The organism is Amycolatopsis sp. WAC 01416 (assembly GCF_003947485.1).
Lineage (GTDB): Bacteria > Actinomycetota > Actinomycetes > Mycobacteriales > Pseudonocardiaceae > Amycolatopsis.
In genome coordinates this window covers 615,287-636,055 of the sequence record NZ_QHHX01000003.1, presented here as the reverse complement: position 1 = coordinate 636,055, position 20,769 = coordinate 615,287, and the positions used below count along the sequence as shown (strand labels likewise).

Sequence of the window (20,769 nt, the reverse complement as noted above, 5' to 3'; positions counted from 1 at the left end):
TACGGCTGAGAATACGATGAGAACATGGCGACCCCGAAAGCGACCGCGCGGACACCGGGCAGGCGACTGCAGGCCGAGGCCAAGCAGGCGGCCATCCTCGACGCGGCCGAGGCGTTGTTCGTGTCGGACGGATACGAACTCACCAGCGTCGACGCGATCTCGGCGCGGGCCGGCGTGTCCAAACGCACCGTCTACGACCACTTCGGCGACAAGCAGACCCTCTTCCGCAGTGTCCTCGGCCGCGCCAACGACGCCGTGGTCGCGACCGTGCACAAGGCGATCGACGAAGAACTCACCGACGACAGGGACATCCGCGCCGCCCTGCTCGGCTTCGCGCGGCGGGTGACGACGGGAATGTTCCCCACCTCGGACTACGCGACGTTCCGGCGGCTGAGTTCGCAGGCCCCCGTGGCGCCGCGACTGCCGGAAGCGGCGCGCGACCAGCCCGAACGGATGATGGAGGAACGGTTCGCGAAGTTCGCGGCGGACGGCAGGCTCCGGCCGGCCGACCCGCGGCGCGCCATGCAGCACTTCGTCGCACTGACGATGCGCCTGGTCCTCGACGTGGTCAACGACGACCTGGCAGGCACGGTCGGCAAGTCGGAGATCCTCGCGATCCTCGACGACGGGGTGGACGTATTCCTACGCGCCTACGGCTGATCCAAAATGGACGGACACTGCGGCGGCGGGCACGTCCCCGCCGCGACGTGCCTGGGCGATCCGGGCCGGGGTCCGCGACGGGCTCCGGACAGGACGAGCGATCGACCATCCCCTGTGGGGCGGATGCGGCACCGATACCGGCAGATGATCCGGCCAATGGCTTCGGGTCAGGCCCGCTTGCGGGTCGCGATCTCGTCAGAAAGCTGCCGCACATGGGCGGGGTCCGCGTCCCGGGCAAGGGCGACGTAGTGGTCCATGACGGCCGGCCGGTAGCGCACGGGCAACGTCTGTTCTGGGGCGAGCCGGGTGATCTCGGTGATCGTGAGGTCTTCGTCCGCGACACCGCGGAACGAGATGCCGCCGACCTCCCGCCAGTCGACGAGAACGCCGAGCGATTCCTGGCTCAGGTCGGCCTCAACTGCGCCATCAGATCGTTGAGCTTCTTCTTCGAACCGGTGCCGGGATCTCGGCCTGGCGCTTCGCCCCTCGCCGCGGTTGTACGTCGCGGCCATTCCCGACCACCGTCGCATCGCCCCGTCCCGATGGGGTCGCCGCCTGCGGTCACACTCGGTCGAGAGCAGCCTGGGCATTGCCTTGCAGGGACTTGTCTGTGCTTCGGGCATGACGAGGAGCCCGTCGCCGGTGTGACCGACGGGCTCCTCGAATCAAGCGGCGGTGCGGTGCAAGGTGTTACGCCGGGATCTTCGTAGCGGGTCCAGATACTGCGGTGGGATGAACTCCGGTAACCCATCGCCCGCCATCCGGACTTGCCAATCACCGTGATGGATCAGCCGGTGATGAAAACCGCACAGCAGCACAAGATTCCGGAGATCGGTGGGACCTCCGTCTGCCCAGTGATGAATATGGTGAGCGTGACAGTTCTTCGGCCGCCGATGACACCCAGGGAACGCGCAGCCGCCATCCCGGATGTTGAGCGCGCGTCTCTGGCCGGGAGTGACGAACCGTCGCAGCCGCCCCACATCGAGAGGTTCACCGGCCGCACTCATCACGACCGGCAACATGAGACAGTCGCAGGCCGCGAGGCGTGCCTCGCGAGCGGTCATCGTCCCGACGAAGTCCAAGCAGGCGGTCCCGAGACCGGACTTCAACTCGTCGAGGCCGATGGTGACATGCAGCAGAGTGCGGTAGCCGCTGGTCCCGGGCTGATCCGGGCACGCGATCGCCAAGTCGAGGATGTCGACCCAGGCGTCACCCATGCGTTCGCATTTCATCCGCAGATCGGCTTGGCCGAACTCGTCCACCGGCCGTGGTTGCGCATAGGCCTCCAAAGCCGCCGCTGTGCGGGCACCGGTTTCGTCATCGAGCAAGCCAGTGAGTTTCCAGTAACCGTCTTTGCGGCGCTCCAAGGTGATTTCCCGGCGCGGCTGAGCGGGTTCGGGATCCTTCGGTTCATTGCCGTCGGGGTCGAGCCAGGCGAGCAGGTTCGCTTCGGCGTCGGCGAGCTGGCGGGGTCCGGCGTCGCGGGCGAGGGTGGCGAGGATCTTCTCCGCACTCGCCCGATCCTCAACAGAGGTATCGGCCGGAAGCTTCTTCAAGATCTCCAGGATCTGATCGATCCGCTCATCCCCGACCAAACCCTCCGCAGCCACCGCGGCGGTAGCGGGCGCGACAGCAGGAACTTCGGTCCCGTCCAAAGCGCGGGTCGGGTTCAACGCGATCGCGCGATTCACCACCGCACGCGCCTCACCCACCGACAACCCCGCCACATCAGCGAACCAGTTCGCCGTACGGCCATACCCGTACAAGTCCTTGACGCCACGAGACTCGACCTCCGCCAAGAATCGCCCCAGTCCAGCGGTGGCCATCCTGATCACCTGCAACGACTGTCGCACGCCATGGGCAAGCTCCAGCTTGCCGGCACGCCACAGTTCCTGCGGCAACTCGGGAAGAAAGGTCTCGGACACCCCTCAAGAATACCGCAAAACAATCGAACAGGCGTTCGTAATTTTAAGCGACAACGAAATCGAACGAACAACACTGAAGGGTGATTCAAGCCGCCTTGTCCCCCGTGAGAGCTACGCGCAGATGTCCTCCGCATGGTGACGATTCCCGGCTGCGAGATCCGTAGCGTTGCCGTGAATCGTCCCCCTGTACCAGGAGTTCATCATGTCCCGTAAGGCATCCGCTCTGATCGCGCTGTGCTGCGCCGTGGCCGGTGTTGCGCTTTCGGCTTGCGACGAAGCCACGGAATCGGAGTCGTCCGCGGAAGATCGTGTCGCGTTCACCGGAACCCAGAAGATCAAGGTCGGCGAGCGTTCGGTGAACGTGTCGTGTGCGGGTGATCCGGTCGAGGGGCGGCCGGTCGTCGTCCTGCTGCACGGCGGAGGCGACGATGTCGGGAAGCTGGCGGGGCTCCAGAACACGTTGGCCGCGCAGGGTCAGGTCTGCTCTTACGACCGGCTCGGCGCGGGCGCCAGTGACCAGCCTGACGGACCGCAGAGTTTCGAGAGCACCGGGAAGATCCTGACCGGGGTGATCGACCGGGTCGCCGGCGGTAAGCCGGTCGTGCTGGCCGGGCATTCACTCGGCGGGTTGATCGCCGGCAGGTACGCCCCCGACCATCAGGACCGGGTCAAGGGGCTGGTGCTGATGGACGCCACGTCTCCGACCCAGGCCGCCGATCTGCGGCAGCACATCCCGCAGTCGGCCACCGGTATGGCGGCCGAACTGCGGGACCAGACCTTGGCGGTGATCGCGGGGCAGGGTCCGGAGAAGCTGGTGGTCCCCGACGGCGAGGTCCGCCCGGCCGGGACCATCCCGGTCGAGGTGATCCAGCACGGCAAGCCGTATCTCGCGGCCGTCCCCGAGTACGGCGCCGCCCTGGAGCAGGCGTGGTCCGAGGGTCAGCGTAAATGGCTCGCGCTGTCCGCCCGCGGCAATCTGAGCACCGCGGCGACCAGTGAGCACTACATCTACGTCGACCAGCCGGACCTCGCCGTTCGCACGATTCAGCGCGTCACCGACGAAGCCGCGAAGTCCTCTTAGGACAGTTCAGGTGACAAGGCCGTGGCGGAAGGCGTAGATGACCGCCTGGACCCGGTCGCGGAGACCGAGTTTGGCGAGCATGCGCGACACGAACGTCTTGACGGTCTCCTGGCTGATCATGAGGGTCGCGGCGATCTCACTGTTGGAGAGGCCGTCCGCGATCAGGCGGAGCACCTCCAGTTCCCGGGGAGTCAGCGGGCTGTCGCCCGGATTTTCGTCCTCCGCGGGCCGGATCCTGGCGGCGTAGCGGCCCACCAGCTGACGTGTCACCTCGGGATCCAACAGGGCCGCGCCGGCGGCCACGGTGCGGATCCCGTGCAGCAGCCGGTCGGGCGGGGTGTCCTTGAGCAGGAACCCGCTCGCACCGGCGCGCAGTGCGCGGTAGACGTACTCGTCGAGATTGAACGTGGTCACCACCAGCACCTTGCCGGGTTCGGCCACACCGGCGCCCGCGAGCAGACGAGTGGCTTCGATACCGTCGAGCACCGGCATGCGCACGTCCATCACCACGACGTCGGGACGGAGGCGGGCGGCGAGTTCGACGGCGGCCCGCCCGTCCCCGCATTCGCCCGCCACCTCGAGATCGGGCTGCGCGTCGATGATCGTCACCAGTCCGGTGCGGACCAGCATCTGGTCGTCGCAGACCAGGACCCGGGTCGGCGCGGTCACGACGGAGTCCTCGCCGGGATGCGGGCACGGACGGAGAACCCGCCGTCCCCTCGGCGGCCCGCGCTGAAATCGCCGTCCAGGCCGTCGATCCGTTCGCGCAGCCCGGCGAGTCCTCGTCCGCCGCCGTCCGGCGACCCCGCGTGCCCACCGGACTCGTCCGTGTCGACGGCGACGGTGATCTCCCCGTCGCCGTGGTGCACCCGCACCGAAGTACGGCTGCCGCGGGCGTGTTTCAGCGCGTTGGTCAACGCCTCCTGTACGACGCGGTAGGCGACGGGACCGGCGTCTCCGGCCGGCGCCTCGGGCTCGCCCTTCTCGGTGTACTCCACTGGTTGCCCCGCCAAGCGTGTGCGCTCCACCAGCGTCGGGATCGCTTCGGCCCCGTGGCCGGGGTCGATCACGTCGAGCAGGTGACGCAGATCGGCGATGGCCAGCCGTCCGGTGTCGGCGACGGCGGTCAGGCTCCGCTCGAGCCGCGCGTCAGTGAGGTACCGGGCCGCTTCGGCCTGCACGACCATCGCCGTGACGTGATGGGTCACGACGTCGTGGAGCTCGGCGGCGATGCGCGCTCGTTCGGCCGCCCGCGTCTCCTCGGCGACGCGGCGTCGTCGTTCCGCCTCCGCGCCCCGGTCGGACCGCAGCCAGGTCCCGAACCCCCACGCCAGCACCAGCGCGAGATAGAAGGTCACATAGCCGGTCAGTGACTCCGTCCCACCGAGCAGCGTGAACGCGACCGCCGCCCCGACGTACGCCGCGGAGAACACGATCGCCGCCAAGCGACGGTGACGTTCCAGCCGAAGCCCCACGGTCAGCAGGGCGATCGGCAGCGCGGTGCCCGCGAACGAGTGATAGCCCCCGAACTGATCGATGGCGAACCCGAGCGACACCAGGGCGGAACAGGTGACCGGCCACCGGCGGCAAACGACGAGCGGAACGCACTGGAGAACGACTCCAGCGACGGCCAGGACGTCGTAGGGACGGTTCGGCATCCCGCCGAACTGTGTGCCGTGGCTGTGCAACGCGGGGAGCAGCGAACCGACGAAGAGCGCCAAAGCGACCGGGAGATACCAGACCGGGCCACACCGCCGCCGCCACAGCTCCGAGACCCGCCGAAGGTTACCCACGGGGCAGAGCTTATTCCGAACGGGTGAATCGTCCACATGCCGCTCCACACGCGGTTACGAGCGCGACCTTCCCGCGGCGCGTGGCTGGTCACGCACAGGGGCGTAGAGAGGCCTCTCCCCGCAGGTAGCGATTCCGCTCGTCCGTCGGTCAGGACGCGACCGGCCGGCCGGCACGGTCCAGCCACGCTCCCCGGCTCAACGGCCATTCGACGACCGTCGATCCGTTGGCGGCCACGAGGCTCGCGCCGTCGGCCGAGGGCGCGAGCGACCAGACGTAGCCGGCCCCGGACTCGAGTGGACGCCCGATCTGGAGACCGGTGGCGACGTCCCACAGGCGGAGCGTTCCGTCCTGGCTTCCGGAGGCCAACGTCGCGCCGTCCGGTGAATAGGCCAGTGCCAGGACCATGTCGGTGTGCCCGCGAAGGGTGCTTTTCATCGTGCCGTCGGCCAAGGTCCAGACGGTGATGGTCCTGTCGTCGCTGCCGCTGGCGAGGGATCGCCCATCGGGACCGAACGCGAGGCTCGTGACCGGCAGGGCGTGCCCGGTGAGCGTCCGGATGTCCCGGAACTCCCCGCTCTTCGTGGCGAAGGAGATCTGCGGCGGCGCGGCCTCCCGAAACCATCGACGCATATCACATACGCCGTTCAGCGCACTCATATCAAGAAGAACGGAACAGACAGGCGAATACATCTTCAAAAGGACATTCGAATGACAAACATTCTGTCGAACGTGGTGATTCTTTTTCCAACTCCGCCACATGAGACCTCCGGACGGCGCCCGTCCACCCGGTTCTTCTTCAGCGACTTGTGCGCATTTCTGTCAGCGACGTAACAACTTTGGGTCTCGGCACGCCATACCGGACAGCTGCCGCGTTATGTCCGGTCCCCGCGCAGGAGGAGTTCCGTGTGTTGAGTTCTCGTCGTTCCTTGTTCCCCCGAAGATCACGACGTGCGTTGGCGGCGGGCGTGATCGGCCCGCTGATCGGCGCGCTCGCCGTCGGGCTCGTCACCGTGCTGCCCGCCGAAGCCGCCGTGCCCGCCGGTTTCACCGACACGGTGGCGATCGGCGGGCTCAGCTCGCCGACCGCCACCGCGTTCGCGCCGGACGGCCGGGTGTTCGTCGCGGAGAAGAGCGGCCTGGTCAAGGTCTTCGATTCACTCGCCGACACGACGGCGACGACTTTCGCCGATCTCCGTCCGCAGACACAGGATTTCTGGGACCGCGGCCTGCTCGGGCTGGCCGTCGACCCCGCTTTTCCCGCAAGGCCGTACGTCTACGTCTCCTACACCTTCGACGCGGAGCCCGGCGGTACCGCGCCGCGGTGGGGTGACACCTGCCCGACCCCGCCGGGCGCGACCGACAAAGGTTGCGTCGTCACCGGCCGCGTCTCCCAGCTGACCATGGGCTCGGCAGGCACGGCCGTCAGCGAGAAGCCGCTGGTCACCGGCTGGTGCCAGCAGTTCCCCAGCCACTCCGTCGGCGCTCTCGCCTTCGGGCCGGACGGCGCCCTGTACGCGGGCGGCGGCGACGGCGCCAGCTTCACCTTCGCCGACTACGGCCAGGTCGGGAACCCTTGCGCCGATCCGCCCTCACCCGCCGGGACGAACCTGACGCCGCCCGCGGCCGAGGGTGGCGCACTGCGTTCGCAGTCGCCGCGACGCCCCGCCGGGCAGCCGGTCCTGCTCAACGGCACGTTGCTGCGCATCGATCCCGACACCGGCGAAGGCGTGCCCGGCAACCCCTTCGCGAACAGCGCCGACGCCAACGCCCGGCGGGTGATCGCCTACGGTGCGCGGAACCAGTTCCGGTTCGGGTTCCGGCCGGGCACCCGTGAGCTCTGGGCGGGTGACGTCGGCTGGGACACCTGGGAAGAGATCAACCGCGTCGCCGACGTCGGCGACGGTGTGGCGGAGAACTTCGGCTGGCCCTGTTTCGAGGGTGGAGCCAGGCAGGCCGGTTACGACGGCGCGAACCTCGACCGGTGCGAGTCCCTCTACACCTCCGGTGGGCACGCCACGCCGTATTACGCCTACAACCACCGTGCCAAGGTGGTGGCGAGCGATCCGTGTCCCACCGGCGGCTCTTCGATCAGCGGCATCGCCTTCGAGTCCGGGAGCAACTACCCCGCCGAGTACTCCGGCGCGTTGTTCTTCTCCGACTCCTCCCGCGGCTGCATCTGGGCCATGCAGGCCGTGAACGGCCAGCCGGACGCGAGCCGTCTCGTACCGTTCGTGACCGGTGTCAACACGCCGGTGCAGGTACTCACCGGACCGGGCGGTGACCTGTTCTACGTCGCGCTGGGCAGCGGCGAACTCCGTCGCGTGAGCCATCCCGGCGGCACCAACCGGCCGCCTTCCGCGGTGGCCACGGCGACCCCGGCGAGCGGACCCGCGCCACTGACCGTCCAGTTCGACGGCACGGCTTCCACCGACCCGGACGCCGGGGACACGTTGTCCTACGCCTGGGACCTCGACGCCGACGGCGCGTACGACGACTCGTCGGCCGCCAACCCCACCTGGACCTACACCGTGGCGGCCGCCGTCGACGCGGGACTACGGGTGACGGACTCCCACGGCGCGGGCGCGACCACGACCGTGCGGGTCACCGTCGGTAACCCGCAGGGCCTCGATCCGGTGCCGGTCATCGACAGCCCGGCAGGCACGCTGACCTGGTCCGTCGGCGAGACCGTGGCGTTCTCCGGCCGCGCTGTCGACGCCCAAGACGGTCAGCTCCCGGCGTCGGCGCTGTCCTGGCGGCTCGCGATCCGGCACTGCGCGGCCAACGGCACCTGTCATACGCACAACGTCCAGGACTTCCCCGGCGTCGCGTCCGGCTCGTTCGTCGCACCGGACCACGACTACCCGTCATATCTGCAACTGACCCTCACGGCGATCGACTCGGGCGGCCGCACCGGCACCAAGACCATCGACCTGCAGCCGAAGACGGTGTCGCTGAGCTTCACCTCCAATCCCGGCCAAGCGACGCTCACCGTCGGCGGCATGCAGCAGCGGACGCCGTTCTCCCGGACGGTGATCGCCGGATCCACCAACTCGATCAGCGCGGACAGCCCGCAGAAACTGCCACCGCTCAACCTGAAGTACGCCTACACCAGCTGGGCACATGGCGGCGCGCGGACGCAGAACATCATCGCGCCGGGCACGTCCACGTCGTACCAGGCGAACTACCGGCTCTGCTGGCTGCTGCAGCCCTGCTGACCCGTCGCCTTCCGTGTCCCGGTCGCTTCTCGCGGCCGGGGCACGGTCGCCCGGCGGATCACTCGTCGAGGACGAGCAGCACGTGCTCACCGTCCTTTTCGGACAACAGCCGGAATCCGCACTTCTCCAGCACCCGGACCGACCCGACGTTGGTCTCCACCGGATCGGCGTACAACGGCCGGACCGGCATCTCGCCGAGGAACAACGCAAGACCTCGCGATCCGACACCTCCTCCCCAGAAATCCCTTCCGTACCAATAACCCACCCAATGCCTGCCGTCCTGTGGCCAGGCCACCACGTTTCCCGCGACCCTGCCGCCGACCAGAACGGTGCGCACCGTCACCGCCGGATCGCCGAGCACCCTGGTCTCCCAATGCTTCATGAACCGCTCACGGTCACGCGGCGTGAAGGCGGCACGACCGGCGGCGACCGGGTCTTGCTCCTGTTCGAAGAACACTTCGAGATCGGCCTGCTCGACAGCCCTGAGGCGCACCTCGTTCGTCATGGCGGGGAGTATGGCAGCGACCACCGACAGTTTTGCCCGGCAAGGATCGCCGACACCTGCCGAAAGCATGATTTTCCCTATCACGGAACAGAAGCCGGGGAGCCGTAAGGTCTCCGAAAGGATCGGAACCCGCCCCGCCAGGGCTCCGTCGGATCGCCACTTCAGATCCCACGGAAGGTGAATCCGATGAGCTATCCAGGCCTGCCCGACCAGCAGAACACCCAGTCTTCGACCGTCAAGCCCGGTGTGGCCATCGGGATCCTGGTCGCGGTGATCGCGCTGGTCGCCTTCTGCGTCACCGGTTTCGCCGCTCCGGGCTTCCTGCTCCGCGAGAGCGCCGGGATCTCGTTGCCCGTCCCGTCCTCCAGCCCGGCGACGACCTCCAGCCCGACGAGCAGCCCGAGCAGCCCGAGCAGGACGACGGTCAGCCGCACGACGCGCCCGAGGGTCACTGTGACCGTACGCCCGGCTCCGCAGCCGCCGGAGAAGGGTGTTCAGGCGGTCACGGACTTTCTCGCGAAGATCGCCGGGAGCGACAGGGCGGGAGCGATCGCCTTGGCCTGCGAGGCGCAGAAGCGGTTCATGGACGACAAGATCGACTCACTTCTCCCGCTGGGTTCCCGCGTCGAGATCACCAGGGCGGGCGGAACCGCCAAGTTCGTCCTCGCCGACGTCGCCGGAGTCGTCAAAGGACGGTCCGCCAGGGGCACCGTGATCGCGGATCGTACGGAGGACGGCGGCTTCTGCATCACGACGTTCAGCATTCGGGAGGCGCGATGAACCTGACCTCAGTCGAGGCAGAACTCGTTGCCCTCGATGTCCTGCATCACGATGCAGGACTCGTTCTCCTCGTCGGCCAGCATGACCCGCTCGCAGACCGCGCCGAGCGCCGTCAGTCGGACGCGCTCGGCCTGGAGGACGGCGAGGCGCTCTTCACCGACGAGTCCGATGCCGGCCCGCACGCAGACATGCACCCGGTTCTTGACGACCTTGCCTTCGGGCACTCGCTGGAAGTACAGCCGCGGGCCCACTCCGTTGGGGTCGCTGCAGGCGAAGCCGGCGTCCTGCTTCTCGGGCGCCAGCGTGCGGTTGTAGTCGTCCCAGGTGGCGAACCCGTCCGGCGGCGACGGCACGACGTAGCCCAGTACCTCGCACCAGAAGCGGGCGAGGCGCTCGGGTTTCGCGCAGTCGAAAGTGACCTGGACCTGTTTCACCGACACCATCAGACCACCCTAGTCGCTGTCGAACGGATCAAGCCCGCTGCCTTCAGATCGCCCCAGACCGGTGCTGGTACCTCCGCGGCGAAGGACTCCACGTTGCGTTGTACCTCCTCGGCGGACCGCATTCCCACCGCGATACCGGCGACGGCCGGATGCTGAAGCGGGAAGGCCATGGCCGCCTGTGGAAGCGTCACGCCGTGCGCCTCGCACACGTCGGCGATCTTGTTCGCCCGCGCCAGGATTTCCGGCGTGGCGACCTCGTAGTCGAAGTGCGCTCCCGCGACAGGCCTCGGCACGGCGAGCAACCCGGAGTTGAAGACCGAAGCCGCGATCACCGAGACACCGCGTTCCTCGCACGCGGGCAGGAACGTGTCGAGCGCGCTGTGCTCGAGCAGGGTGTGGCGGCCGGACTGCATGACCACGTCGACATCGGTCTCCTTGACCAAAGTGGTCAGCATGGCCGTGTCGTACATGCCTGCGCCGATCGCGCCGACGATCCCTTCGGACCGCAGTTCCGCCAGGGCCGGATAGCCGTCGCGCAGCGCGTCGTCGAAGAACTCCTCGGCGTCGTGCAGGTACAGCACGTCGATCCGGTCCAGGCCCATCCGCTCCAGGGAATCCTCGACACTGCGCCGGATCCCGTCGCGGGTGTAGTCGCGGACCCGGTCGTGCGTCGCGGGGACGTGGAACCCCGCCGGATCCCTTTCCCCGTCCGGTTCCCGCGGGACCAGCAGGCGGCCGACCTTCGTCGACAGGACGAACGAAGCACGCGGCCGCGAACGCAGGAACTCGCCGATCCGGCGCTCGGAATGCCCGATCCCGTAGTGCGGTGACGTGTCGTAGTAACGGATCCCGGCGTCCCAGGCCGCGGCCAGCGCGCCCGCCGCGGTGCCGTCGTCCAACGGCGCGAACAATCCGCCGAGCGGGCCGCCGCCGAATCCGAGCCGCGTCACCTCGACATCGGTGCGCCCGAGTCGTCTCGTGTCCATTCCGGCTCCCCCTTGATCGGCTCGGCGACCACGGTGCCATACCCGAGCGAGCCGGTCTCGCGATTTATTCGCCGCCGGCCAGCCAGTCCGCGCACGTCGCGACCTCGAACCCGCGGCTCGGGAAGACCGCGTCCACGAAGAAGTCGTGCATCGCCGGGTCGCCGTCGGCACAACCGTCGCGCAGCACGGTCACGTGGTAGCCGCGGTCCGCCGCGTCGTAGGCCGTCGCGGCCACCATCGCGCTGGTCGCGACTCCGGCGATCACGACGGTGTCGACGCCGCGGGCGCGGAGCACCAGATCGAGATCCGTGCCGGCGAACGCGCTGGCACGGCGTTTCAGCACGACCACGTCCTCGTCGGCGACCGGCAGGGCGATCCCGGTCCCGGCCGAGCCCTCGTGGAAGGTGTCCCCCGCCTCGTGGAACGTCTTGAACAACGCGTTCCCCGCCGGCAGGTCAGCGCCGTTGCCCCGGAGCGCGAAGTGCACGAACACGACGAGCGCGCCGGCCGCACGCGCCCGGGGCAGCAGGGCCGCGACCGGCGGCAGGACTTGCTTGGCGAACGGGTAATTGCCCGTGATCCCTCGCTGGAGGTCGCCGATGATCAGCGCGGTAGTCATACCGCGAAGCTATCAACAGTAACCCGAACGTCCGTATACAACCGGGCGCGCGACTGGTTAGCCTCCGGCGGGTGAGGATCAAGAGTGTGCTGCTCGCCGTACTGGTGACCGCCGGAATCGTGGTTCCCCCGCCCACCGGCGCCGCGGCGGACCCGAATGCCTGGACCGCACCGCTCAGCACGCGCGGCCGCTACATCGTCGACGCGGCGGGCGACCGGTTCAAGCTGAAGGCCGCCAACTGGCACGGCGCGAGCGGTACCTGGACCGGGTCCGGTGACGTGCGTGATCCGGCCGCTCACCACGCCGGTGAGATCGCCTATCAGACACCGCTGGGGCTGGATCGGGCGTCGATCGACACCGTCATCGACGGGCTGGCGGAGCTGGGCCTGAACAGCGTCCGGCTTCCCTTCTCCAACGCCATGATCCACGACACCGAGCCGGTCCCCGACCTCCCGGCGAACCCGGAACTGCGCGGCCTGACCCCGTTGCAGGTCTACGACCGCGTCGTCACCCGGCTGACCGCACGCGGGTTCGCGGTGATCCTCAACAACCACACCACGACCTCTCGCTGGTGCTGCGGCCTCGACGGCAACGAACGCTGGAACACCGCGCAGACCGAACAGCGATGGCAGGACGACTGGCTGTTCATGGCCCGCCGCTACGCCGCGAACAAACGCGTCGTCGGCGCCGATCTGTACAACGAAGTCCGCCGCGACGTCTTCGACGATCCCAATTGGGGCTGGGGAAACGGCACGGACTGGCAGCGCGCGAGCCAGCGGGTGGCCGATCGCATCCTGACCGAGGCCAATCCCGACCTGCTTCTCATCGTCGAGGGCATCAACTGGACCGGCCTGCCCGTGGACGGCCTTCCCCACGGAAGGCCCACGCTGGAGCCTGCCCGGACGCTGTCGCATACGCTCGTGGACTCCGGAAAGCTGGTCTACGCCGCACACTTCTACGGCTACACCGGGCCGAACCATTCCGGAGCGACAGGCACCGGTGAGACCCACGATCCGCGCTACCGCGACCTGTCACCCCAGGAACTGCGCGATGTCCTTCACCGGCAAGCGTTCTTCGTCTCGGCCGAGACCGGCAAGCACTACACCGCCCCGCTCTGGATCAGCGAGTTCGGCGAAGGCCGCCACACCACCGACGCGGCGAGCCGCGCCTGGTTCGAGAACTTCGTCGCCTATCTCGCCGAGACCGACACCGACTTCGCCTATTGGCCGGCGGTCGGCTTCCATGACGGCGGCAAGGGCAACGGATGGTCGTTGCTGTCGTGGGACACGGCGGGTCGGCGTGTCGACGTGCTCGACGGCACGGACTGGCGTGGCCCCGCCTGGCGAAGGCTGGTGGACGCGCCGTCCCGGTCCGGTCGAATCCCGCCTGCCGAGCGCTGGTCGATGCTGAACCTCGACTACGCCGATTTCCAGGCTTCCCGCACGGTCCGTTCGATGCCGGACTGGAACCCGGGCGCGCGCAAGGGTTCCTGCCCCGACGGCCAGCGGCTCACCGGTCTTTCCCACACCGGCAACCGGGGTCTGTGCACCGGTACGCTCGCCGTCCCGGCCGGGTATGCCGTGGTCCGCGGGGAGACCTATGTGGACACTGACTGGGCGTCGGGCTACACCAAGGTGCAGTGCCCGCCCGATCACGCCGCTGTCGGGTACAGCGTCACCGGTTCGGCGTTCTCCGCCCTGTTGTGCGGCCGGTCCGCCACTCCGCTGGGCCGCACCGGCCGGACGGTCTGGTTCGACCGCGGTGACAACCGGTCGTCCGGGACGCCCGGCGGCGACTTCGCTTCGGGCCACTACAAGGGCCAGTGCGCGCCGGGCGAGTACGTCGCCGGTGTCGCGTACACCGGCAGGGTCGGCTCGAGTCGCACCCCCGACGCGCTGCTTTGCCGCGCCTGAGGGCTTCAGGCGACGAAGACGCAGAACGGATGCCCCGCCGGATCGACGTACACGCGCAACGGTTCTTCCGGATCTTCGCTGCGGTCGTACCGGAGCCGCCCGCCGAGTTCGAGGACGCGGGCGTGCTGCTCCTCGAGTTCCTCGACCGAGTCCACGGTCAGATCCAGGTGCAGCTGCTGGGGTACCGGTTCGGCGTCCGGCCAGCTCGCTTGCGGCAGCCGATCGACCTGCTGGAAGGCGAGTTGCGCCCCGCCGTCCGGATTTCTCAGCACCAGCCAGTCCTTGTCGCCGGCGCCGGGCGCGGGCGGTTCGTCCCCGGGGCGGTAGTCCCACACCAGCAGCCGCCGGTAGAACTCCGCCAGCTCGCGGGCGTCGGCGCAATCCAGCACCACCTGACGAAATGTCGGGCCCTTCTTCCGCTCAACCAAGCCGTTCCCCTCCGTCGTTCGCGGTCGCGCGCCGGTCGAGGACCGCGAGAACCTGTGCACACCAGCGGATGTTCTCCTGTTCGAACGCCATCCCGCGGGCGAGGGTCAGATACGGGCCGACGCGGGGCGCGGTGGCGAGGAACTCCACCTCCGTGGCTTCGCCGAGAAGGCGTTCCCGGAGGCGTTCGAACCGTTTGAGTTTCGTTTCGGCGGTGGCCATCCGGTCCGCGACCGCGCGCCGGACCGCCTTGTCGTCACCCGCCTCGACCGCCTGGATCCGCACCAGCAGTTCGTCGCGGATCGCGGTCGGTTTCGGCGCCCGCGTGGTGAATTCGGCGAGTTCGGCCGCGCCGGCGTCCGTCAGGGAGAAGAGCCGCTTGTTCGGACGCCGTCGCTGCTCGACGACCCGCGCCGCCACCAGGCCCTGCGCTTCCATCTTGTCCAGCTCGCGGTAGAGCTGCTGCGGCGTCGCGGTCCAGAAGTTGGCGACCGACGCGTTGAAACTCTTCGCCAGGTCGTAGCCCGAGAACTCGCCGTCCAGCAGCGTCGCGAGGATCGCGTTTCGCAGCGCCATGGCGCGATGATAGCCCCGGGCGGATTAGTCGCAAAGTTGATTAGGCACTTTGATGGACACCGGCATGGTGATCACCTACGCTCGGCGACGTCTACTCAACAAGTTGACTATGAGGAGATCGTCATGCCCACGTTCCGCCAGGCAGTCGAAGCGAAGGACGCCGCCGCGATCGAGGCGTTGCTCGCCGACGACGTGGTCTTCACCAGCCCGGTGGCGTTCAAGCCCTACCAAGGGAAGGCGATCACCGCCGCGATCCTGCGCGGCGTCCTGCGGGTGTTCGAGGACTTCCGCTATGTCCGCGAAATCCACGACGGCGCGCACCACGTGTACGAGTTCGAAGCGACGGTCGACGGGCTGGAGATCAACGGCTGCGACCTCCTGACCTTCGACTCCGACGGCAAGATCATCGACTTCAAGGTGATGGTCCGGCCGTTGCGGGCGGCGGAGGCGCTCGCGGCGCGGATGGGCGCCCAGTTCGAGGCCATCAAGGCGGACGCGCTCGGCTGAGCTTTCCGCCGCCCGCGACGGTTCACCGGACCGCGCAGCGCCAGTGCACCGGACCGGCGCCGGCGTCGGCATTCCCGAAGACGGTCCCGTCGTCGCTGACGAGGTCCGCCCTCGCGGAGGTCGACCCGGCCGGAAGCGGCAGCTCCGCCGCCAGGCGGGTGCCCTGCCAGACCACGGGCGGTCCGTCCCAGGCACGGGCGCGGCCGGCGATCAGGCCGTGCCGGTTGATGCTCTCCGCCGCGCCGCCGCCTTCGAGCAGTTCCGGGATGTTCCCGGTCCAGACCACGCCTTTCGGCCCCTTCGCGTCGAGGATCGTCCCGACCGCGCGGCCCGCGCTGATGCCTCGCGACAACACCGGGACCTCGGGCGACGGCGGCAACGCGGTCAGCTTGCCGGCCCGCCACAGATAAGCCGAATAGCCGTCGCCGAGCATGATGGTGCCGTCCTGGTCGATGTCGACAGCGGAGGCGTAGGGCAGTTCGGGCGGCGCGATGATCACGGGACCGGCGGCGTGGCTCAGCCACGCGATCACCACGGAGCCGGTGCCGCCGACCGGATTCGCCGTGGCCACGATCTCGCCGAGATCGTTGATCGCGACCCCCCGCGGATCGACGAAACCGTCCGGTATCGCGAGCGGTTCATAGTTGCCGTCGCGGTACAAGAAGATCTGCCGTTTCCTGTCCGCGACCGAGACGGCGTTGACCAGTACGGTGCCCGACCGGTTCTGGGAGCGGGGCGCGACGGAGTCGAATCCCTTGGGCGGCTCGACGGTTTCGGGGTCGTCCCCATGCCACAGGACGAGCCGGTACGCGCCGGACGAGCCGACGATCTCGGTGCCGGAGTAGTTGCCCGCGCCATCGGTCGCCACGACGTCGACCCGTTGGCGTTCGGCGCCAGGCGGCACCGCGACCGGCGTCACTTGATACGAGCACGTCGCGGCGCCTGGCGCCGGGCTCGCAGCGGCCGGAGCCGAAACAGAAACGGAAAGTGCGACGGCGGCGACGCCTGCCGCCGCGCATCGTTTGACCAGGCCGATGTCCATGCGGATCCCCTCAGTACCGAAACAGGTTCGGCCGGATCACGCCCGCCGGGCGGCGGCCGTTGCCCGCGTCACCCGATCGGCAGAGTCGTCAGCGGGTCGCGGCGCCCGCCCGCTCCTCCTGCCGCCGCACGATCTCGGCGATCCAGACGGGCGCGAACGGCGACGTGCAGTTCGGCGGGGTCGGATAGTCCTTGAGCACCTCCAGGCGCTCCCCGATGGCGATCGCCCGGGCACGGTGCTCCGCGTGGTCGATCCCGATCTGCGCCAGGCAGTGGTTCATCGCCCACTGCAGGCGATCCGGCGCGGTCTTCAGCTCCGCCTCGATGACGTCGAGCAGCCGCGTGAGGTCGAGGCCCTCGGGTTTCTTCGCCACCCGCTCGGTGGTCAGCGCCCACCCGGCGCTCGCGACCACGGGATCCGGATCGGCGGACCAGGCCAGGCGCAGCTCCTCGGCGTGCGGATTCTTCTTGACCACGTAGTTGACGAGCCAGTCGTGCACCTTCGGGGTGCGTGCTTCGCGCACCATGCGATCCAGATCGTCACGCTCGAACGCCTTCGGACGGCAGATCAGCAACGCGAGCAGTTTCGCCGCGGTATCGTCCGTTTCCCAGAGCTCCAGGGCGAGCTCCTGCTGGGTCTTCAGCCGCTTCGCGAGCGCGCGCAGCTTGCCGAGGTTGACCCCGTGGTCGTCGCCGTGTTTCTCGTTCACCTGACGTGCGCGCGGGTCGTCGAGTGCGGCCAGTTCGGCCAGCACCTCGGCCGTCGTCATCCCGGTCACCTCGGCCTCCCGTCCACCGTTTGTGGCATTCAGCCTACGAGGCGTTCCGTGTGGAGGAGCCGTTCGGCCCCTCCACACGGGCGACTTCGACCGCTACCCGCGCCGAGCGAGCTCGTCGGCGTGCTCACGCAGGAGCGCGGCGACCCGCGGCCAGCCGACGTTGATCCGCCGGGCCGCGCCGCGATGACGCTGCGCGAGATCCCGCGAGTCGCCGTCCTGGAGGGTCAGGCCGCCGGCGAAGCCTTCCCGGAGATACCCGCCGTCGACGACGTCCAAGACGTCCCGGACCGCTTCCGGCGGCCACATGCCGTCCGGAACGGGCGAACCGCTCGCCAGCACGGTGCCGATCGCCCGGTCGCCGAACTCGGCCCGGCCGCGCTCGGCGAACTCCGCTCGGGCGCGCGAAACCCAGGCTTTGAGCGCGACACCGTCGATACCACCCGGCATGGTGCGCGTCTCGAAGACCGTCAGCCACATGTTGACCAGTTCGACGCTCGGCACGTCGTCGTCCGCGGGATGGATCAGGGTGCAGAGTTCGGCGAACGCGCCCGGGCTCTCGGAGAGAATCCGCTGGAGGCTCCACGGTTGCCGATGGTGCTTGAGCGCCGTGTGGAACCGCAGCTCCAACCGCGCGACCGCGACGTCCGAACCCCCGGCCTCGACCAGCTGGTCCAGCAGCGGCGCCACATTCGCGACGGCCCTGCGATCGGGTGGTTCGATGCCATCGACGGACGCCTGGAGCAGCACCTCTTCCACCAGGGAGGCGGGCAAAGGAAGCGGCTCTGCCGCACGCACGCCCAAGGCGAGCGCCTGGACCGCGGCCCACGGCCGGCGCCGGGCGAGTCGCGTGACGAAGGACGACTCCTCCCCTTCCGGAAGCGGCCACGGATCCACGTGAGCCCAGTAGCTCTCGAGAACCGCGTCGTCGGCGGAATCGAAAAGCGCCGCCGCGTGGTCCACCGGGATGGCCAGGAGGTAGTCGACCAGTCTGTCCTGTTCCTTGAGCTGCGTCGCGACCTCCTGCCGCCATTCTTCGCCCTGGGACCGCGCCCTCTCGCCCGCCCAGCCTGCCGCCCAGTCCTCGCGACCCAGTTCTGCGAGCGCGTCTTCCTGAAGGTCGTCCACCGCTACCTGGGCCGCGACCTCTCCGACGAGTCTGGGCTGCGCGCTCTCTGCGGCGAGAGCACTCAGTCCCGCGACACCGTGCTCGCGTAGGACGCCACTCACAGCGTCGCGGCGAAGACGATCGATCTCGGCGTCACGAGCCTCCGGATCGAGAGAGTCGCCGCCCTCCAGGTACGGATCCCGCCCGAACAACAGGCCGTGACGCCCCGGATTGACCGCGGGTTCGATCATTTCGGCGCAGGATTCCAGCCATTGCAGCAATTCTTCCGGAAGCGTCCAGTCCGCGCCGTCGTAGTGGCGATGCTCGGCGGTCAGCGCGGTGAGCAGCCCCCAGAGGCGCAGCCGTTCGTCCGCCGAGAGCCGTTCGGCGTCCAGCCTCGTGAGGGCTTCGACGACGCGGTCCCACTGCGCGGTGGTCAGCTCGGGCAGCCGCTCGAAGAACTCGCACCACCGATGAGGCCGTTCCCCCAGTGCGGCCAACGCCGAAGCGACCAACTCGTCTTCGAACTCCGGCCCGTCGGAGACGGCCACCGGTGGTGCCGGGACTGTCCATTCGAGACGGATCCGGGGACGCCGCGGACTCGCGAGAAGGTGTCCTCGCGGCCCGCGCAGGAGTGCGAGAGCCAACCGCCAGCCTGCTTCCGGAGAGCGCCGTCCGATCGCCTTGACCAGGTCCGTCCGCTGCCCGGCGGGCAGGTCCAGGTACGGGTACCACGGCTGCACGAGGGTGATCAGCGATTCGAGCGGCTGGTCACCCGCCTCCCTCCCCGGCCGCGTCAGTTCGGCCAGCAGCGAGACCACCATCGGCAACGCGTCGTCGGACCAGCTGACCGTTTCCAAAGCCGCCGTGAGACCGTCGATAGCGCCGCTCAGTGGCGAAGGATCACTGGTCAGCGCGTGATCGACAGCACTGAGGAATTCATGAGGTGCGGCTTCGGCGAGCAAAGGCAGTACATCGGCGAGTGACCGCCAGAGCACTCCGGCCGCGTCGTCGTTGGCTCGTCCGAGCAGTTCACGAACGAACCGCGTCGCGTGGTCGGCGCACGTACCGCCACCGGACAACGTCGTCTCTCCCTCGGCCGCCAGCAGCGCCACGCTCCTTGCCAGCCCGTGCCTCAGTTCCGCCGACCACTTCCGCCCGGGCTCTCTTTCGCCGAGCACCTTGACGGCTTCCTCGTGCCAGCGTCGCAGATCCTGCGCGCTCAGCCGGCCATGGAGGAGCGCCCAGGCATCGTGGGGATCGGCCAACCGCATCCCGTCGCCCGACCGGGCCAGCAGTGGGTCGTCGCCGACCTCGGATCTGGCGAAAAAGCGTCCGAGCTCGTCGGTCTCCCGCCCGGTGATCACCGCGATCTCGTCCAGATCGTGCCGGGATCCCGCCGACCATCGGCCGACCAGCAGGAGCGGTGCGGCGAGATCGCGTTCCAGCGGGTTCACCCACTTCGGGAGAGCACCGGCGACACTCAGCCTGCGGCGCAGACTGCCGAGACCGCGCCGAGCGAGATCCGCGTACGTATGCGCGTCGGCGGGCGGGACACCTGCCGCCGCGAACGCCTCGGCCGCCTCGTCGCGGGGAATCCCGGGCAGCACCAGGACCTCGGCACCACTCCGCTCCGGCGTGCGCCGCACCACGACGACATGGCCACCACCGGTGTCGCCCTCCCCCACGTCGACCCCGTCCATCACGGCGACGAAAGGACCGTCCAGGTCCCGGCAGTGACGCCGGCCTTCCTGGGTGGACACTCGCACCGCTCGAAGTCCTGGCCGGTGGGCCGCCAGCGCGGTCGCGACGAACGCCGCTGCCTCGGTACGGCTGCCGGCGTACACGGGCAGGACGGATGGCGCGGCGTCCAGCCACGCGCACAGCCGGTCGACTTCCCTGGCCCGGCCGAGCACCGGGAGCTCCACGGGCAGTACGGGACTCGTCTCGTGCCGCCAGGAATCGAGCCACTCCGGCAGGTCTTCGAGGCCTTTGACGACGCCGATGCCCAATTCCGGGGCGACGCGGATCAGTTCGGTGATCAGGCCGGCGATGTCCTGTTCCGCCGTACGCCCGCCGAGCCGCCGGTATCGCAGGCGGGAGAGCCCGGCGATCTCGTCCGGCATGACGGCGTCCTCGGAGTCTTCGTCGTCTTCGATGAGGACGGGGACCGCTTTCTTGCCGAGTCGCAGCGCCTCGGCAAGCTCCTCCCGGCCCTCTTCGTCGAGCCCCTCGGTGCCGATCGGCACCACCAGGACCGACGCTGAACCGACGGACCGGAGAACCTGGTCCTTTCCGAACACGTGAGCCAGACTCCGTTCGAGATCCCGGATCCGGTCCTGACCGTCACCGGACCGGACGGTGATGAAGATTCCTGCCATGGTGCGAAATCCCTTCCAGCGAGCACAGTTGAT

The 20,769-nt window shown here is 68.8% G+C and carries 20 protein-coding genes; 6 read left to right on the top strand and 14 right to left on the bottom strand.

The genetic code is table 11. The features are described 5' to 3' along the window. Window positions 1-24: 24 nt before the first annotated feature. Window positions 25-660, top strand: coding sequence for a TetR/AcrR family transcriptional regulator (locus DL990_RS12895; RefSeq protein WP_125798783.1), 636 nt, complete (start codon window positions 25-27; stop codon window positions 658-660). 167 nt (window positions 661-827) lie between these two features. Here the strand turns inward: DL990_RS12895 and DL990_RS12890 are convergent, their stop codons facing one another. Together DL990_RS12890 and DL990_RS12885 are read right to left on the bottom strand one after the other, a co-directional pair. Next, on the bottom strand, window positions 828-1,172 hold the full coding sequence (locus tag DL990_RS12890) for a hypothetical protein (protein WP_233598669.1): 345 nt from the start codon (window positions 1,170-1,172) through the stop codon (window positions 828-830). Between the two features lie 153 nt (window positions 1,173-1,325). Then, complete coding sequence (locus DL990_RS12885) at window positions 1,326-2,585, bottom strand: HNH endonuclease signature motif containing protein (RefSeq protein ID WP_125798782.1); 1,260 nt, start codon at window positions 2,583-2,585, stop codon at window positions 1,326-1,328. A gap of 202 nt (window positions 2,586-2,787) precedes the next feature. Between DL990_RS12885 and DL990_RS12880 the strand changes: the two genes are divergently transcribed. Continuing rightward, window positions 2,788-3,666: an alpha/beta fold hydrolase gene (locus DL990_RS12880; protein WP_125798781.1), complete on the top strand. Its 879-nt coding sequence runs from the start codon at window positions 2,788-2,790 to the stop codon at window positions 3,664-3,666. Window positions 3,667-3,672: 6 nt separating this feature from the next. On the opposite strand, the gene DL990_RS12875 is transcribed toward DL990_RS12880, so the two are convergent. The 3 genes from DL990_RS12875 to DL990_RS12865 form a co-directional block, all read right to left on the bottom strand. Continuing rightward, window positions 3,673-4,335 (bottom strand): response regulator transcription factor, encoded by a 663-nt coding sequence (locus DL990_RS12875; RefSeq protein WP_125794674.1) that lies wholly within the window; start codon window positions 4,333-4,335, stop codon window positions 3,673-3,675. Further along, entirely contained in the window at window positions 4,332-5,459 is a 1,128-nt protein-coding gene (locus DL990_RS12870) for a sensor histidine kinase (RefSeq protein WP_125798780.1), read from the bottom strand. Before DL990_RS12870 ends, DL990_RS12875 begins: the two co-directional genes overlap by 4 nt. A gap of 148 nt (window positions 5,460-5,607) precedes the next feature. Further along, the gene (locus DL990_RS12865; protein WP_233620451.1) at window positions 5,608-6,090 is read right to left on the bottom strand and encodes a WD40 repeat domain-containing protein; all 483 of its coding nucleotides are present in this window, start codon (window positions 6,088-6,090) and stop codon (window positions 5,608-5,610) included. A gap of 275 nt (window positions 6,091-6,365) precedes the next feature. On the opposite strand from DL990_RS12865, the gene DL990_RS12860 reads away from it, so the two are divergent. Next, on the top strand, window positions 6,366-8,675 hold the full coding sequence (locus tag DL990_RS12860) for a PQQ-dependent sugar dehydrogenase (RefSeq protein WP_233620450.1): 2,310 nt from the start codon (window positions 6,366-6,368) through the stop codon (window positions 8,673-8,675). Between the two features lie 58 nt (window positions 8,676-8,733). Here DL990_RS12860 and DL990_RS12855 read toward each other — a convergent pair whose 3' ends face one another. Next, a complete protein-coding gene (locus DL990_RS12855) occupies window positions 8,734-9,180 on the bottom strand; it encodes a GNAT family N-acetyltransferase (RefSeq protein WP_125781389.1) in 447 nt (148 codons plus the stop codon). Window positions 9,181-9,366: 186 nt separating this feature from the next. Between DL990_RS12855 and DL990_RS12850 the strand changes: the two genes are divergently transcribed. After that, complete coding sequence (locus DL990_RS12850) at window positions 9,367-9,960, top strand: hypothetical protein (RefSeq protein ID WP_125798779.1); 594 nt, start codon at window positions 9,367-9,369, stop codon at window positions 9,958-9,960. A gap of 8 nt (window positions 9,961-9,968) precedes the next feature. Here DL990_RS12850 and DL990_RS12845 read toward each other — a convergent pair whose 3' ends face one another. The 3 genes from DL990_RS12845 to DL990_RS12835 form a co-directional block, all read right to left on the bottom strand. Next, window positions 9,969-10,403 carry a VOC family protein gene (locus DL990_RS12845; protein WP_125781392.1) on the bottom strand — a complete coding sequence of 145 codons (435 nt, stop codon included), beginning with the start codon at window positions 10,401-10,403 and terminating at the stop codon, window positions 9,969-9,971. Then, the gene (locus DL990_RS12840) at window positions 10,403-11,389 is read right to left on the bottom strand and encodes an aldo/keto reductase (RefSeq protein ID WP_125781394.1); all 987 of its coding nucleotides are present in this window, start codon (window positions 11,387-11,389) and stop codon (window positions 10,403-10,405) included. Before DL990_RS12840 ends, DL990_RS12845 begins: the two co-directional genes overlap by 1 nt. Window positions 11,390-11,453: 64 nt before the next feature. Further along, window positions 11,454-12,008: a cysteine hydrolase family protein gene (locus DL990_RS12835; RefSeq protein WP_125781396.1), complete on the bottom strand. Its 555-nt coding sequence runs from the start codon at window positions 12,006-12,008 to the stop codon at window positions 11,454-11,456. Window positions 12,009-12,079: 71 nt separating this feature from the next. Between DL990_RS12835 and DL990_RS12830 the strand changes: the two genes are divergently transcribed. Beyond that, on the top strand, window positions 12,080-13,921 hold the full coding sequence (locus DL990_RS12830) for a glycoside hydrolase family 5 protein (protein WP_125798778.1): 1,842 nt from the start codon (window positions 12,080-12,082) through the stop codon (window positions 13,919-13,921). A 5-nt stretch (window positions 13,922-13,926) separates the two neighbouring features. On the opposite strand, the gene DL990_RS12825 is transcribed toward DL990_RS12830, so the two are convergent. After that, entirely contained in the window at window positions 13,927-14,349 is a 423-nt protein-coding gene (locus tag DL990_RS12825) for a VOC family protein (RefSeq protein ID WP_125798777.1), read from the bottom strand. Then, complete coding sequence (locus DL990_RS12820; RefSeq protein ID WP_125781402.1) at window positions 14,342-14,923, bottom strand: PadR family transcriptional regulator; 582 nt, start codon at window positions 14,921-14,923, stop codon at window positions 14,342-14,344. The genes DL990_RS12825 and DL990_RS12820 overlap by 8 nt, the downstream gene beginning before the upstream one ends. Before the next feature lie 123 nt (window positions 14,924-15,046). On the opposite strand from DL990_RS12820, the gene DL990_RS12815 reads away from it, so the two are divergent. Further along, the gene (locus DL990_RS12815) at window positions 15,047-15,430 is read left to right on the top strand and encodes a nuclear transport factor 2 family protein (RefSeq protein WP_125798776.1); all 384 of its coding nucleotides are present in this window, start codon (window positions 15,047-15,049) and stop codon (window positions 15,428-15,430) included. Window positions 15,431-15,452: 22 nt separating this feature from the next. Here the strand turns inward: DL990_RS12815 and DL990_RS12810 are convergent, their stop codons facing one another. The 3 genes from DL990_RS12810 to DL990_RS12800 all read right to left on the bottom strand — a co-directional run bounded on the left by DL990_RS12810 (window position 15,453) and on the right by DL990_RS12800 (window position 20,736). Further along, window positions 15,453-16,472: a hypothetical protein gene (locus DL990_RS12810; RefSeq protein WP_125798775.1), complete on the bottom strand. Its 1,020-nt coding sequence runs from the start codon at window positions 16,470-16,472 to the stop codon at window positions 15,453-15,455. 88 nt (window positions 16,473-16,560) lie between these two features. Beyond that, window positions 16,561-17,250 (bottom strand): DNA alkylation repair protein, encoded by a 690-nt coding sequence (locus DL990_RS12805; protein ID WP_199746324.1) that lies wholly within the window; start codon window positions 17,248-17,250, stop codon window positions 16,561-16,563. 93 nt (window positions 17,251-17,343) lie between these two features. Further along, window positions 17,344-20,736 carry a hypothetical protein gene (locus DL990_RS12800; protein WP_125798773.1) on the bottom strand — a complete coding sequence of 1,131 codons (3,393 nt, stop codon included), beginning with the start codon at window positions 20,734-20,736 and terminating at the stop codon, window positions 17,344-17,346. Window positions 20,737-20,769 lie beyond the last annotated feature (33 nt).

Bases quoted from the DNA above. Each gene is read 5' to 3' on its own strand.
- DL990_RS12840 (WP_125781394.1), bottom strand. From the start codon at position 11,389: ATGGACACGAGACGACTCGGGCGCACCGATGTCGAGGTGACGCGGCTC.
- DL990_RS12865 (WP_233620451.1), bottom strand. From the start codon at position 6,090: ATGCGTCGATGGTTTCGGGAGGCCGCGCCGCCGCAGATCTCCTTCGCC.
- DL990_RS12895 (WP_125798783.1), top strand. From the start codon at position 25: ATGGCGACCCCGAAAGCGACCGCGCGGACACCGGGCAGGCGACTGCAG.
- DL990_RS12855 (WP_125781389.1), bottom strand. From the start codon at position 9,180: ATGACGAACGAGGTGCGCCTCAGGGCTGTCGAGCAGGCCGATCTCGAA.
- DL990_RS12820 (WP_125781402.1), bottom strand. From the start codon at position 14,923: ATGGCGCTGCGAAACGCGATCCTCGCGACGCTGCTGGACGGCGAGTTC.
- DL990_RS12890 (WP_233598669.1), bottom strand. From the start codon at position 1,172: ATGGCCGCGACGTACAACCGCGGCGAGGGGCGAAGCGCCAGGCCGAGA.
- DL990_RS12810 (WP_125798775.1), bottom strand. From the start codon at position 16,472: ATGGACATCGGCCTGGTCAAACGATGCGCGGCGGCAGGCGTCGCCGCC.
- DL990_RS12835 (WP_125781396.1), bottom strand. From the start codon at position 12,008: ATGACTACCGCGCTGATCATCGGCGACCTCCAGCGAGGGATCACGGGC.
- DL990_RS12880 (WP_125798781.1), top strand. From the start codon at position 2,788: ATGTCCCGTAAGGCATCCGCTCTGATCGCGCTGTGCTGCGCCGTGGCC.
- DL990_RS12850 (WP_125798779.1), top strand. From the start codon at position 9,367: ATGAGCTATCCAGGCCTGCCCGACCAGCAGAACACCCAGTCTTCGACC.
- DL990_RS12815 (WP_125798776.1), top strand. From the start codon at position 15,047: ATGCCCACGTTCCGCCAGGCAGTCGAAGCGAAGGACGCCGCCGCGATC.
- DL990_RS12800 (WP_125798773.1), bottom strand. From the start codon at position 20,736: ATGGCAGGAATCTTCATCACCGTCCGGTCCGGTGACGGTCAGGACCGG.
- DL990_RS12845 (WP_125781392.1), bottom strand. From the start codon at position 10,403: ATGGTGTCGGTGAAACAGGTCCAGGTCACTTTCGACTGCGCGAAACCC.